Source organism: Streptomyces sp. ML-6 (assembly GCF_030116705.1).
GTDB lineage: Bacteria > Actinomycetota > Actinomycetes > Streptomycetales > Streptomycetaceae > Streptomyces.
Genome location: NZ_JAOTIK010000001.1, coordinates 3785986 through 3799046, shown reverse-complemented (window position 1 = coordinate 3799046; position 13061 = coordinate 3785986). Strand labels below are relative to the sequence as shown.

Genomic DNA, 13061 nt, shown 5'->3' with positions numbered 1-13061 from the left:
TGACCTCTACGATGATGCTACCCGTCAGTAATAAGACGCAACCCCTCAAGGCCCCGATGTGTCCGATTACTCTTTGCGGCATGTACGGCTACGACCAGAACCCGGGCGCACAGCAGCAGATGGGTGGCGGCTACGGCGAGCAGCCGCTGTATCCGGAGCCCTCGCCGCCGTCCCTGGGGGACGCGGTGCGTGCCTTCACGACCGGCTCGCTGTCCGCCGAGGACTTCCAGCAGATCTTCGCGACGTCGAAGGTCTACTGCCCGCGCGGCGACAATCCCGGGTTCCTGGCGCTGCACAACACCCAGCAGCCGGTGATCCCGATGTTCACCACGCTCAAGGAGCTGCGGCGGTACGCGGGCAAGGAGTCCAAGTACTTCGTGATCACCGGCGCCGAGGTGATCGACCTGCTGCCGACCGGCTACGGCTTCGTCCTCGACATGGAGGGCGAGCACCGCATGGTCTTCGACGCGAAGGCCGTGGAGCAGATGGTCGACTTCGCGATGCGCCGCATGTACGGCTGACGCGCCGCCGCGCGTGCGGCTGACGGGGCGCCGCGCGTGCGGCTGACGGGGCGCCGCGCGTGCGGCTGGCGTGTTGCGTGTACGGCTGAGGCGTCGCGGGAGTGCGGTCGGCAGCCGAGTGGAATCGCCGAAAAACAGGGCCTGTACCGATCGGTACAGGCCCTTCTCGTCGTGCGCGGGGCGGTGCGGGAATGGATGGGGCCTTGCAAGATGTTCACTGTTCAACTAAATTGGGGGAAGACCAAGCCGGAGGTGGCTCCCATGCCCGCAGTGACTGTCGAAAACCCGCTGACCCTGCCCAAGGTGGTCGCCCCGGGCGACGCCACGGCCCGTCCCGTGCTCGCCGTCACCACGGCGCCGAGCGGGTTCGAGGGCGAGGGCTTCCCGGTTCGCCGTGCGTTCGCCGGGATCAACTACAAGTACCTCGACCCGTTCATCATGATGGACCAGATGGGCGAGGTGGAGTACGCGGCCGGCGAGCCGAAGGGAACGCCCTGGCACCCGCACCGCGGCTTCGAGACCGTCACGTACCTGATCGACGGGACCTTCGTCCACCAGGACTCCAACGGCGGCGGCGGCACCATCCGCAACGGCGACACCCAGTGGATGACCGCGGGCTCCGGCCTCCTGCACATCGAGGCCCCGCCGGAGTCCCTCGTGATGTCGGGCGGCCTCTTCCACGGCCTCCAGCTCTGGGTGAACCTGCCCCGGGCCGACAAGATGATGGCCCCCCGCTACCAGGACATCCGCGGGGGCCAGGTCCAGCTCCTCACCTCCCCGGACGGCGGCGCGCTGCTCCGCGTCATCGCCGGTGAGCTCGACGGGCACGAGGGCCCCGGCATCACCCACACCCCGATCACGATGATCCACGCCACCGTGCGCCCCGGCGCCGAGGTGACCCTGCCGTGGCGCGAGGACTTCAACGGACTCGCGTACGTGATGGCGGGCCGCGGCAGTGTCGGTGCGGAGCGCCGCCCCGTGCACATGGGGCAGACGGCGGTCTTCGGCGCCGGCTCCTCGCTGACCGTCCGCGCGGACGAGCAGCAGGACGGCAACACCCCGGACCTGGAGGTCGTGCTGCTCGGCGGCCGGCCGATCCGCGAGCCGATGGCGCACTACGGGCCGTTCGTGATGAACAGCCAGGCCGAGCTGAAGCAGGCGTTCGAGGACTTCCAGGCCGGCCGCCTCGGCACGGTGCCCGCCGTCCACGGCATGTGAGGTCCGTGGTTCGCAGTCGGTGGTCGGTGATTCGTGACGAGTGAGGGGCCGTCGGGCCGGGTGACGGGTCCGGCCCACGGTCCGCGGTGCCGGGCGTCCTCGACGGGGGCGCCCGGCACCGGCGTGTGACGGCCCGCCACCCGTACGGCTCCGCAGGCGGGACACGGCCCCCGCGCCGTGGTCGGCTGGGAGGGTGCAGACCGACAAACCCCTTCTGCCCGACGCGGCACGGCGCACGGCCGCCTGGTGCGTCGTCGCCCTGCTCGTCACCGGGGTCGCCGCAGTCGTCATCTGGCTGTGCATCATCCTCAAGACGGCGGTCACGCCGGTGCTGCTCGCGCTGCTCGGTACGGCGCTGCTCGGCCCGGTCGACCGCCGGCTGACCGCCGCCGGTCTGAAGCGTTCGCTGTCGGCGGGCCTCACCTGCGTCCTGCTCGTCGCGGTGGTCGGCGGCGCCGGGTACATCGTCGTCACCGCGCTCGTGGACACCGGCGACCAGATCGTCCGGTCGCTGAAGGACGCCGGTCAGTGGGTCATCGACCACTTCGGCATCGGCGAGAACACCGACGCGGACGACCTCGTGGCCAACGCCCGGAAGATCGTCGAGAAGTTCGGCGCGAGCGCGGCCGGCGGCATCCTCTCCGGGCTCAGCCTGGTCGGCTCGCTCGTCGCCACCAGTGTGCTCGCCCTCCTGCTGACCTTCTTCTTCCTGCGCGACTCCGACCGGGCCGCGAGCCTCGCCCACACGATCGCGCCGCGCGGCACGGGGGACCTGATCGAGGCCATGGGGCGGCGGGCCTTCGAGGCCGTCGAGGGCTTCATGCGCGGCACCACGTTCATCGCGCTGATCGACGCCGTGTGCATCACCGTCGGCCTGCTGATCCTGCAGGTGCCCGGCGCGGTGGGGCTGGGGGCACTGGTCTTCGTCGGCGCCTACATCCCCTACCTCGGGGCCTTCATCTCCGGCGCCGTCGCGGTCCTGGTCGCGCTCGCCGACCGGGGGCTGGTGATCGCGCTCTGGGCGCTGGGGGTGGTGCTCGCCGTGCAGGTGCTGGAGGGGCACGTGCTGCAGCCGGTGATCCAGAGCCGTACGGTCCAGATGCATCCCGCCATGGTCATGATCGCGATCACCGCGGGGGCCAGTGTGGCCGGGCTGCTGGGCATGCTGCTCGCGGTCCCGGTCTGCGCGGCGGCCTTCGGCGTCATCGGCGAGCTGCGCGGTGACCGCCCGGGGCCGCCGTCGGGCGCTCCGGGGAAGGACGGGACTTCCGGGGGCGGGCCGCCGGGGGACGGGACTTCCGGGGGCGGGGCCCTGCCCGGTGGTCCGTCCGTCGGTTGAGGTCGGGGCCCTGCCCGGCCGGGGGCGTCGGGAGTCAGGGAGGAGCCCGGGAGTCCGGTCGGGAGTCCCGGAGCCGGTGGGGCCGGCTCAGTTCTCGGGTACGGGTTCCGCCGCCCCCTCGGTCTCCGTCCCTCCTTCTGTCTCTGTCTCCGTCGTCCCTTCCGGTTTCGCTTCGTGCAGCTCGAACCAGATCGACTTCCCCGCGCCCCGCGGATCGACCCCCCACGTGTCGGCGAGCATCTCCATCAGGACCAGCCCCCGGCCGCTGGAGGCCATCTCGCCGGGCCGCCGCTTGTGCGGCAGTTCGTCGCTGCCGTCGGCCACCTCCACCCGCAGCCGCCGCTCGCCCTGCTCCCCCGTGGCCTGCGCGACCACCAGCGCGTCCCCGTCCGTGTGGACGAGGACGTTGGTGGCCATCTCGGAGATCATCAGCACGGCGGCGTCGACCTGCTCCGGGTCCGCCCAGTCGTGCAGCAGCTCCCGCAGCTGCTGCCGGGCCGCCGCGATCCGCTCCGGCTCGGCCTGCGCGATGGTCAGCGCGGTGCGCCGGGGCGCCGTCTGCCGGGCCGCTCCCTCGTCGCGCCGCAGCAGCAGCAACGCGATGTCGTCCTCCCGGCGGTCCGCCAGAGGGCCCGTCAGGTAGCGCGCGGCCGGCCCGTGCACGACCTGGAGGAGGGCGTCGGCGAGCTTCTCCAGGTCGGCCGTGTGCCGCTCCATGATCGGCCGCAGCCGCAACCAGCCGGAGAACATGTCGTGGCCGCCGGTCTCGATCAGCCCGTCCGTGCAGAGCATGATCGTTTCGCCGGGTTCCAGGGTGAGCCGGCTCGTCGGGTAGTCGGCGTCCGCCTCGACGCCGAGCGGCAGCCCGCCCTCGGTGCGGCGGATCACCGCGGTTCCGTCGGCGGTCGTCACCACGGGGTCGGGGTGCCCGGCCCGGGCGATGTCCAGGGTGCCGGTCTCCGGGTCGACCTCCGCGTACAGGCAGGTCGCGAAGCGCGGCCCGATCGCCTCCCCGTCCTCGTACGCGTCCGTGAGCCCGGACAGGAAGCGCGAGGCCCGGGAGAGCACCGCGTCCGGCCGGTGCCCCTCGGCGGCGTACGCGCGCAGGGCGATCCGCAGCTGCCCCATCAGCCCGGCGGCCCGCACGTCGTGGCCCTGGACGTCACCGATGACCAGGGCGATGCGGCCGTTCGGCAGCGGGATCATGTCGTACCAGTCGCCGCCGACCTGGAGTCCGCCGCCGGTCGGGATGTAGCGGGCGGCGACCGTCATGCCCGGGATCTCCGGGCCGAGGGAGGGCATCATCGAGCGCTGGAGCCCCAGCGACAGCTCCCGCTCGGTCTCGGCGACCCCGGCACGGGCCAGCGCCTGCGCGAGCATCCGGGCCACGGTCGTCAGCACGGACCGTTCGTCCGGCGAGAACGACACCGGGTGCCGGAACCCCGCCATCCAGGCACCCATGGTGCGCCCCGCCACGATCAGCGGCAGGAAGGCCCAGGACCGGCGCCCGAACCGGCTGGCGAGCGGCCAGGTGACCGGGTAGCGGCGGCGGTACTCCTCCGGCGAGGACAGGTAGATCGCCCGCCCCGTCCGTACCACCTCGGCGGCCGGGTAGTCCGTCTCCAGCGGCATGTCGTTGAACGGGTCCTCGTCGTCCACGCTGTGCCCGTGGTGCCCGGTGATCGTCAGCCGGTCGCCCGTGACGCCGAAGACCGCCAGGCCGTCCGGCGAGAACCCGGGCATGGAGAGCGAGGCGGCGACCCGCAGCACCTCCGCGGTGGACCGGGCCTCGGCCAGCGCCCGGCCCGCGTCCAGCAGGAACGCCTCGCGGGAGCGGCGCCAGTCGCCGGGGACGGGGGTGGGCGTTCCGGTGGTGCCGGGCTGCGGTTCGGTGACCTCCTGGAGGGTGCCGACCAGCACGTGGTGCGTGCCGTCCGCCTCCTCGGGCAGGATCGGCCGGGAACGGCTGCGCACGGTGCGCAGCACCCTGCCCCGGTCGTCCACGATCCGCAGCCGGGCCTCGGCGAGGGTGCCCTCGGCGAACGCGAGGCCCACCAGGCCGTGGATCTCGTTCCAGTCCACGGGGTGGAAGCGGGAACGCACCGCGGACTCGCGGAAGACACCGGCCGCCTCGGGCAGGTCGAGCAGCCGGGCGGCCTCCGCATCGAGCGTGACGGTCCCGGTTCCGCTGTCCCAGCGCCACAGGCCGGTCGCCGTCGCGGCCAGGACGTCCTCGGTGCGCATTGCCCCACTTTAAGAAGATCTGCTCCTCGAACGCCACTGTGGGCGGCCGCCCGGGGCCGGCCGCGGAGGATCGCGGGGCGGCCGCGGAGGTGGTCCGGAGGCCGGTCCGGAGGCCGGTGCGGGGCCGGTCCGCACGGCCTCTGGGCGGCCTTCGGGCGGCCCGTACTGCCCCGGACGATCTTGACCATGACAATGTCAATGAACCGGTGCGGGTGCGGGCGGTAGCCTGGGGAGGCTGAATCCACCCCGAATCGCGAAGACTGGATGAACGACGATGCATCGGTACAGGTCCCACACCTGCGGCGAGCTCCGCGCCTCTGACGTCGGCACCGACGTCCGGCTGAGCGGCTGGCTGCACAATCGCCGAGACCTGGGCGGCATCCTCTTCATCGATCTGCGCGACCACTACGGTCTGGTGCAGCTCGTGGCCCGCCCCGGCACCCCCGGCAACGAGGCGCTGGCGAAGCTCACCAAGGAGACCGTCGTACGGATCGACGGCAAGGTCTCCGCGCGCGGTGCCGACAACGTCAACCCCGAGCTCCCGACCGGTGAGATCGAGATCGAGGTCACCGAGGTCGAGGTGCTGGGCGAGGCCGCCCCGCTGCCCTTCACGATCAACACCGAGGACGGGGTCAACGAGGAGCGGCGCCTGGAGTACCGCTTCCTCGACCTGCGCCGCGAGCGCATGCACCGCAACATCATGCTGCGCTCGGCCGTCATCGCCGCCATCCGCTCCAAGATGGTGGCGCTCGGCTTCAACGAGATGGCGACCCCGATCCTCACCGCGACCTCTCCCGAGGGCGCCCGTGACTTCGTCGTCCCGTCCCGGCTGAACCCGGGCAAGTTCTACGCCCTGCCGCAGGCCCCGCAGCAGTTCAAGCAGCTGCTGATGATCTCCGGCTTCGACCGCTACTTCCAGATCGCGCCGTGCTTCCGCGACGAGGACGCCCGCGCGGACCGCTCGCCCGGCGAGTTCTACCAGCTCGACGTCGAGATGTCGTTCGTGGAGCAGGAAGACGTCTTCCAGCCGATCGAGAAGCTGATGACCGAGCTCTTCGAGGAGTTCGGCAACGGCCGCCACGTCACCTCGCCGTTCCCGCGCATCCCGTTCCGCGAGTCGATGCTGAAGTACGGCAACGACAAGCCCGACCTGCGCGCCAAGCTGGAGCTGGTCGACATCTCCGACGTCTTCGCCGACTCGGAGTTCAAGGCGTTCGCCGGCAAGCACGTCCGCGCCCTGCCGGTCCCGGACACCGCCGGCCAGTCCCGCAAGTTCTTCGACGGCCTCGGCGACTACGCCGTCCAGCACGGCGCCAAGGGCCTGGCCTGGGTCCGCGTCGGCGAGGACGGCACGCTGGCCGGTCCGATCGCCAAGTTCCTCACCGAGACCGACGTCAAGACCCTCACCGAGCGGCTGTCCCTCGTCCCCGGTCACGCCGTGTTCTTCGGCGCGGGCGAGTTCGACGAGGTCTCCAAGATCATGTCCGCCGTCCGCGTCGAGGCCGCCAAGCGCGCCGGCCACTTCGAGGAGGACGTCTTCCGGTTCTGCTGGATCGTCGACTTCCCGATGTACGAGAAGGACGAGGACACCGGCAAGATCGACTTCTCCCACAACCCCTTCTCGATGCCCCAGGGCGGCATGAAGGACCTGGAGGAGAAGGACCCGCTGGACATCCTCGCCTGGCAGTACGACATCGTCTGCAACGGCATCGAGCTGTCCTCCGGCGCCATCCGGAACCACGAGCCCGAGGTCATGCTCAAGGCGTTCGAGATCGCCGGTTACGACCGCGAGACCGTCGAGCAGGAGTTCGCGGGCATGCTCCGCGCCTTCCGCCTCGGCGCCCCGCCGCACGGTGGCATCGCCCCGGGCGTCGACCGCATCGTGATGCTGCTGGCCGACGAGCCCAACATCCGCGAGACCATCGCCTTCCCGCTCAACGGCAACGCCCAGGACCTGATGATGGGCGCCCCGACGGAGCTGGACGAGTCCCGCCTGCGCGAGCTGAACATCCAGCTCCGCAAGCCGGCCGCCGCCGCGACGGCGAAGGGCAAGGCGGACCCCAAGGACTCCGTGGCGCGGGACACCGGCGCCAAGTAAGCATCACCGGTTCCGTTTCGGTTCCACGTGAAACAGCCCCCGGCCCCCTCGGCCGGGGGCTGTTTCACCGTTCAGGCGGGCTGTCCCGGGTCGTGACCACCGACTGAGATCCCTGCCGACTCCGGGAAGGTCCGGAGAACGCGTCCACGCCTCCTCGTGGGTGCCGGGGTCAGCCGGACATGGACTTCGAGGGGCCGGTGCCGTCGGTCGGCTCACTCGTTCCGGCCGGCTTCTTTCCCCCTTGCTCCTGCGTCGGCGCCGGCAGAACGGTGAGGTACCACCTTCCGTCATCGCGGGTGATGGTGAGACTCTCGCGGTAGTCGGCGCCCTTGCTGTCCTTGGCGGTGATTTTCGCGGACCCGACGTCGGGGCCGAAGTCGTAGTCGATACGGATGTCCTCGACCTTGAGGCCGCGGCCGCCTTTTTCCTCGATGATCTTCCCGGCGTCCCGTTCGGCAGCCGGGCCGGTCGCACCGTCCAGCTTCAACAGGGCGTCCGTGTCACGTTCGTTGAGTGCGGTGATGTACGCCTCGACCGTCTCGCGGTCACCGCTCGTCTTCGGCTCGGAGCCGTCACCGCTGCACCCGGCCACGCCGAGCAGCGCGGCGAGGGCGACTCCGGCGAAGTAGCGCCTGTTCATGTGTCCCTCACAAGTGATTCGGCCTGGATGCCAGGCGGGGTCTTCAGGTCCGGTGCGCGTACCAGGCAGCGTTCGGGTGGTCGGCGAGCAGCTTGCGAAGGCTCTTGTTGTGGGTGTTTCCCGTGTGATACGTGAGGTATGGAGTGCCTTTGTAGAGTTTGGTGACGACCATGGTGTGATCGATGATGTCGTCCTTCCGGGGCTTCCAGTTGGCCTGGAGCACATCGGCGGAAACGAGCTTCCAGACGTTGTCGAGTGACTTGGTCCGTTTCGAGTGTTTCACCGCGAACCAGTACCAGTTCTCGGCGCCGGCCCACGTATAGCTGGTGGTCCAGGTGTGGCTTGCGTAGAACCACTTCTTGTTGTTCTTGCGGCTGGCGAAGCTACCGGAGGTCGCCTTCCAGCCGCCGGCCCGCATCACCTGGGAGATGAAATTCGTGCAGTCGTTCCCGTAGGTGCGGTAGTTGCTGTTCGGCTTCTTCCAGTACTTGTTGGCGTAGCGCACCATGGCGCTGTAGTTGTACGAGGCGGTCGCGGAAGCCTTGGCGGCAGGGACGATTCTCGGATCGACCGAGCCACTGGGCGGTTCGGTTGTCGCGGAGGGCGTGCCCTTGTCGCCTTCGTTCTCCGAATCCGGAGCCGGGGCGTCGACGGGGTCGGCGATCTGAGTGCTCGGCACGGGCCCGCCATCGACCTCCGCCCTGTCCTTTGCCAGCAGCCATGCACCGGACGTGTCCCGGGTGAACGTCAGCGTGTGGGGGACCGAGTACTCCTCGTACTCCGGAGCCCCGTCGGCGACCTCGGCCGCGGTGAACGGCAGACGGAGACGGCCGTTCTCGATGATGCGTGAGGTCGCGGAGCTCCCGTGGATTGTCGTGCCGAGCACGGTCACGTCGACCTCGGCGTGCGTGTAACCTCCGTCGGCCTTCTTGTAGGTGTTTCCTTTTCGGGCCAGCGCGGCGAGGTCGTGCTGCAGTTCTGCCCTCATCGGCCCCGTGGCCGCCGACAGGACGTCAGCCGGACGCAACCGCACCGGGTTCGTCGTCACCGCATCGGCGCGCTGCTGCAAGTAGCGCTCGGCCAACCGGGAGAGACGGTCTGAATCCGGTGGTGTCGAGGGGCGGGCCGCAGCATCCGCCGCCGCGACGGTGCCGACGGACAGCAGCGCTGTGGTCAATGCCGGGACGAGGATGCGTCTGTGTGACGTATGCATGCGCATGCTTCCCCCAAAGCTTGATGACTGGTCGTGATCAAGGATGCATTGGCATGAGGAAATGTTCGGCGCCTGCGGATGATCTGTCCGAAATTGGTGCTGAGGTTGCCTGATAAGACTTTCCGGGGATCGAGCGAGGGGCATGAAGTTGCTTTAGCAATCATTGTGACCTCGGGGGTGGTGGGCGTGGGCATGCTGGCGAGGGTGGCGTCCGCACCCGCACACGACTGCCCCGTGGCGCGCTGAGCACCTGCCACCTCGGATGGTTCTCCGTCGGGGAGGCCACGCTCCTCGACCCGGTGCTGGGCGAGCCTCCGGCCCTTTGTGGAACGGAAAGGCCCGGGAACCTACACGCAAGCGACCGCCGGAGGACCCTTCGGCGCGCGGAAACGGCGGCCGGTACAGCCGTATGGCCCTCGTGCGGATTCGCGCTCGTGCGACGCGACGTTAACTGGGTTCGGCAGCACGAGGCGTGACGGGGAGGCCGCCGGGGCTGTCCCCCACCCATGACCGACCGCTGAGGAGTTCCCGTGTCCGTGTACCGACCGTCGGCCGTCCGGCGTCCCCCGTACGCCGTCCACCTCGGCGCCTGTGCTGCCGCGTTGCTGCTGCTCACGGCCTGCGGCAACTCCTCCGACACCGCCGCCGCCCCCGACGGCCCCGCCGCCGGGGCGAGTGCCACGGCGTCCAGCGGTGTCGCGGGCCCGCAGGGCGACGGGGTACGGAAACGGGCCGCCCCCGGGCCGCGCGCGCCGATCGTCCGGCCGCGCGAGATCCCCGCGCTGGGGCCGAGAACCCGGGCCTCGATCCCGGCGGACGCCAAGCAGGTGCTCGTCGTCACCGGGGAGGACTACGACTCCAGCCGGTCCAGCGCGGTCCTCTACAGCCGCGACAACCCGGCTCTCGGCTGGCAGCCCGTCACGTCCCGCTGGCCGGCCCACAACGCCCTGAACGGCTGGACCGACGAACACCGGGAGGGCGACCTCCGTTCCCCGGTCGGCGTCTATGGGCTGACGTACGGGGGCGGCCTGCTCGATCCGCCCGAGACGGCGTTCCCCTACCACCAGGACCCGTTGTTCTCGGTGAGCGGCGAGGGGTTCGAGGGCGAGTCGCTCGAAGGGTCCTTCGACTACGTCGTCGCCGTCGACTACAACCGCGTCCCCGGCGTCACCCCCCTGGACCCGGAGCGTCCGCTCGGCCAGGAGCGCGGCGGCGGCATCTGGATCCACGTCGACCACGGCGGCCCGACCCAGGGCTGCATCTCGCTCCCCGAGGACCGGATGCGGGAACTCCTGAGCAGCCTCGACCCGGCGAAGAAGCCCGTCGTCGTGATGGGCGACGCGGAGGCCCTGGAGCGGTGAACCGGGAACGGGCCGGGAGGCGGGCCCGTACGCTGGACATGACCCGTTTCCCTTCAGGAGGCAGTGATGGCCGTGGTTGAGGAGAGTGTGCTGACCCAGGAGGTCTTCGAGGACCTCGCCCGCCACGCCATACGCGCGGAAGAAGCGCTGCGTCTGGAGTTCGTGAACGGGAAAATGGGGGTCAAGGCAGTGCCGGACGGGGACCACGGGCGGATCATTGCCTGGCTGACGCAGATCTGTATGCAGTCGGGGCCGGGCAATTGGCTCTTTGCCGGGCAGGGGCTGCGCATCGAGACGTACCGCAGGGGCAACGCTCGTCCGGATGGAGTGCTCGCTCCGCTCGACACCTTCGTCGGCCAGGGCGAATGGGCCGACCCCGCCGGTGTCCTGATGGTCGTCGAGGTCACCTCGTACGACGAGGACACCGACCGCCGGGACCGGGTCGAGAAGCCGCGCGCGTACGCCGAGACCGGCATTCCCGTCTACCTGCTCATCGACCGCGACACCTGTGAGGTCAAGGTGCACTCGCAGCCCGACGGGGTGCGGTACGAGCAGGTGGTGACCGTGCCCTACGGGAAGACCGTCGAGCTGCCCGACCCGGTGGGCATCGAGCTGGACACCGAACCCTTGAAGAGCTGGGCCCGCTGACCCGGACACCCGAAAGGGCCGGCCCCCGCACCTGCGGGGGCCGGCCCTTCGTCGTGCGTGCGGGGCCGCTTACGCGGGCTTCTCCTCCAGGCGGGGGAAGAGCACCGCGCCCTTCGTCACCGTCGCGCCCGCCGGGAGACGGCCCCAGGTGCCGGCGTCCTGCACGCGCTGGTCGGCCAGCGCGCCCAGGGACGACTCGGCGCCGAGGGAGTCCCACAGCTTCTGCGAGGTCTCCGGCATCACGGCGTTCAGCAGGACCGCGACACCGCGCAGCGACTCGGCGGCCGTGTAGAGGATCGTCGCGAGGCGGGCCCGGCCCTCGGGGGAGTCGTCCTTGGCGACCTTCCAGGGCTCCTGCTCCGTGATGTAGCCGTTGACCTGCTTCACGAAGTCGAAGATCGCCAGGATGCCGGCCTGGAAGTCCAGCTCCTCGCCGATCTTCCGGTCGGCGGTGGCGACGGCCTTCGCCAGCCCCTCCTGGACCGCCTTCTCGGCGTCGCCCGCTGCGGTGGCCTCCGGGAGCGCCCCGTCGAAGTACTTGCCGACCATGGCGGCGACGCGGGAGGCGAGGTTGCCGTAGTCGTTGGCCAGCTCGGAGGTGTAGCGGGCGGAGAAGTCCTCCCAGGAGAACGAGCCGTCGCTGCCGAACGCGATGGCGCGCAGGAAGTACCAGCGGTAGGCGTCCACGCCGAAGTGCGAGGTCAGGTCCTGCGGCTTGATGCCCGTCAGGTTCGACTTCGACATCTTCTCGCCGCCGACCATCAGCCAGCCGTTGGCCGCGACCCTGCCGGGCAGCGGCAGGCCCTGCGCCATCAGCATCGCGGGCCAGATCACCGCGTGGAAGCGGAGGATGTCCTTGCCGACCAGGTGCACGTTCGCGGGGAAGGTTCCGTCGAACTTGGCCTGGTCGGAGCCGTAGCCGACCGCCGTGGCGTAGTTCAGCAGGGCGTCGACCCACACGTAGATGACGTGCTTCTCGTCCCACGGCACGGGGACGCCCCAGTCGAAGGTCGAACGGGAGATGGAGAGGTCCTGGAGGCCCTGCTTGACGAAGTTCACGACCTCGTTGCGGGCGGACTCGGGCTGGATGAAGTCAGGGTTGTTCGCGTAGAACTCCATCAGCTTCGGGCCGTAGGAGCTCAGCTTGAAGAAGTAGTTCTCCTCCTTGAGGATCTCCACCGGCTTCTTGTGGATCGGGCACAGCTTGACGCCGTCCTCGTCCTCGATCAGATCGCCGGGGAGCTTGTACTCCTCGCAGCCCACGCAGTACGGGCCCTCGTAGCCGCCCTTGTAGATCTCACCCTTGTCGTACAGGTCCTGCACGAACTCCTGCACCCGGTCGGTGTGGCGCTTCTCCGTCGTACGGATGAAGTCGTCGTTCGCGATGCCCAGGTGCTCCCAGAGGGGCTTCCACGCCTCCTCCACGAGCTTGTCGCACCACTCCTGCGGGGTGACGCCGTTCGCCTCGGCAGTGCGCATGATCTTCTGACCGTGCTCGTCCGTGCCGGTGAGGTACCACACCTTCTCGCCGCGCTGGCGGTGCCAGCGCGTGAGCACGTCGCCTGCGACGGTCGTGTAGGCGTGGCCCAGGTGAGGAGCGTCGTTGACGTAGTAGATGGGAGTCGAGACGTAGTACGCCGTCGCCCCCTGCTTCTCGGATCCAGTGGCCGCCATGGTCGAAATCCTAACGGCCTGCGGGAGATCGATTCACACCGATAAACCCGGTCACGGGTGCGGAGACCTTTGCGAAACATGCCTTCCCGTAGCAAAGACGCATCC

Annotated in this window: 10 protein-coding genes; 6 read left to right on the top strand and 4 right to left on the bottom strand. The window is 69.9% G+C overall.

Features of this window, described 5'->3' with window-relative positions:
- Positions 1–80: 80 nt before the first annotated feature.
- The 3 genes from OCT49_RS16765 to OCT49_RS16755 all read left to right on the top strand — a co-directional run bounded on the left by OCT49_RS16765 (position 81) and on the right by OCT49_RS16755 (position 3078).
- Positions 81–521 carry an SseB family protein gene (locus tag OCT49_RS16765; RefSeq protein ID WP_148836880.1) on the top strand — a complete coding sequence of 147 codons (441 nt, stop codon included), beginning with the start codon at positions 81–83 and terminating at the stop codon, positions 519–521.
- A 261-nt stretch (positions 522–782) separates the two neighbouring features.
- Positions 783–1739, top strand: a complete 957-nt coding sequence (locus OCT49_RS16760; protein WP_283852700.1) for a pirin family protein — start codon at positions 783–785, stop codon at positions 1737–1739.
- Between the two features lie 193 nt (positions 1740–1932).
- The gene (locus OCT49_RS16755) at positions 1933–3078 is read left to right on the top strand and encodes an AI-2E family transporter (protein WP_283852699.1); all 1146 of its coding nucleotides are present in this window, start codon (positions 1933–1935) and stop codon (positions 3076–3078) included.
- An 87-nt stretch (positions 3079–3165) separates the two neighbouring features.
- On the opposite strand, the gene OCT49_RS16750 is transcribed toward OCT49_RS16755, so the two are convergent.
- On the bottom strand, positions 3166–5322 hold the full coding sequence (locus OCT49_RS16750; RefSeq protein ID WP_283852698.1) for an ATP-binding SpoIIE family protein phosphatase: 2157 nt from the start codon (positions 5320–5322) through the stop codon (positions 3166–3168).
- Between the two features lie 274 nt (positions 5323–5596).
- On the opposite strand from OCT49_RS16750, the gene aspS reads away from it, so the two are divergent.
- The gene (gene aspS / locus OCT49_RS16745) at positions 5597–7420 is read left to right on the top strand and encodes an aspartate--tRNA ligase (RefSeq protein ID WP_283852697.1); all 1824 of its coding nucleotides are present in this window, start codon (positions 5597–5599) and stop codon (positions 7418–7420) included.
- A 169-nt stretch (positions 7421–7589) separates the two neighbouring features.
- Here the strand turns inward: aspS and OCT49_RS16740 are convergent, their stop codons facing one another.
- Together OCT49_RS16740 and OCT49_RS16735 are read right to left on the bottom strand one after the other, a co-directional pair.
- Positions 7590–8060, bottom strand: a complete 471-nt coding sequence (locus OCT49_RS16740; protein ID WP_283852696.1) for a hypothetical protein — start codon at positions 8058–8060, stop codon at positions 7590–7592.
- A 43-nt stretch (positions 8061–8103) separates the two neighbouring features.
- Entirely contained in the window at positions 8104–9279 is a 1176-nt protein-coding gene (locus OCT49_RS16735; protein WP_283852695.1) for an amidase domain-containing protein, read from the bottom strand.
- A gap of 530 nt (positions 9280–9809) precedes the next feature.
- Here OCT49_RS16735 and OCT49_RS16730 point away from each other — a divergent pair.
- The gene (locus tag OCT49_RS16730) at positions 9810–10634 is read left to right on the top strand and encodes a L,D-transpeptidase family protein (RefSeq protein ID WP_502963471.1); all 825 of its coding nucleotides are present in this window, start codon (positions 9810–9812) and stop codon (positions 10632–10634) included.
- Between the two features lie 66 nt (positions 10635–10700).
- Positions 10701–11282: a Uma2 family endonuclease gene (locus OCT49_RS16725; protein WP_283852693.1), complete on the top strand. Its 582-nt coding sequence runs from the start codon at positions 10701–10703 to the stop codon at positions 11280–11282.
- Positions 11283–11351: 69 nt separating this feature from the next.
- On the opposite strand, the gene metG is transcribed toward OCT49_RS16725, so the two are convergent.
- Positions 11352–12956, bottom strand: coding sequence for a methionine--tRNA ligase (gene metG, locus OCT49_RS16720; RefSeq protein ID WP_283852692.1), 1605 nt, complete (start codon positions 12954–12956; stop codon positions 11352–11354).
- Positions 12957–13061 lie beyond the last annotated feature (105 nt).

What these genes read in the sequence shown, in the direction of transcription:
- metG (WP_283852692.1), bottom strand. Translation starts at nt 12,956, where the DNA reads ATGGCGGCCACTGGATCCGAGAAGCAGGGGGCGACGGCGTACTACGTC.
- OCT49_RS16750 (WP_283852698.1), bottom strand. Translation starts at nt 5,322, where the DNA reads ATGCGCACCGAGGACGTCCTGGCCGCGACGGCGACCGGCCTGTGGCGC.
- OCT49_RS16725 (WP_283852693.1), top strand. Translation starts at nt 10,701, where the DNA reads ATGGCCGTGGTTGAGGAGAGTGTGCTGACCCAGGAGGTCTTCGAGGAC.
- OCT49_RS16740 (WP_283852696.1), bottom strand. Translation starts at nt 8,060, where the DNA reads ATGAACAGGCGCTACTTCGCCGGAGTCGCCCTCGCCGCGCTGCTCGGC.
- OCT49_RS16760 (WP_283852700.1), top strand. Translation starts at nt 783, where the DNA reads ATGCCCGCAGTGACTGTCGAAAACCCGCTGACCCTGCCCAAGGTGGTC.
- aspS (WP_283852697.1), top strand. Translation starts at nt 5,597, where the DNA reads ATGCATCGGTACAGGTCCCACACCTGCGGCGAGCTCCGCGCCTCTGAC.
- OCT49_RS16735 (WP_283852695.1), bottom strand. Translation starts at nt 9,279, where the DNA reads ATGCGCATGCATACGTCACACAGACGCATCCTCGTCCCGGCATTGACC.
- OCT49_RS16765 (WP_148836880.1), top strand. Translation starts at nt 81, where the DNA reads ATGTACGGCTACGACCAGAACCCGGGCGCACAGCAGCAGATGGGTGGC.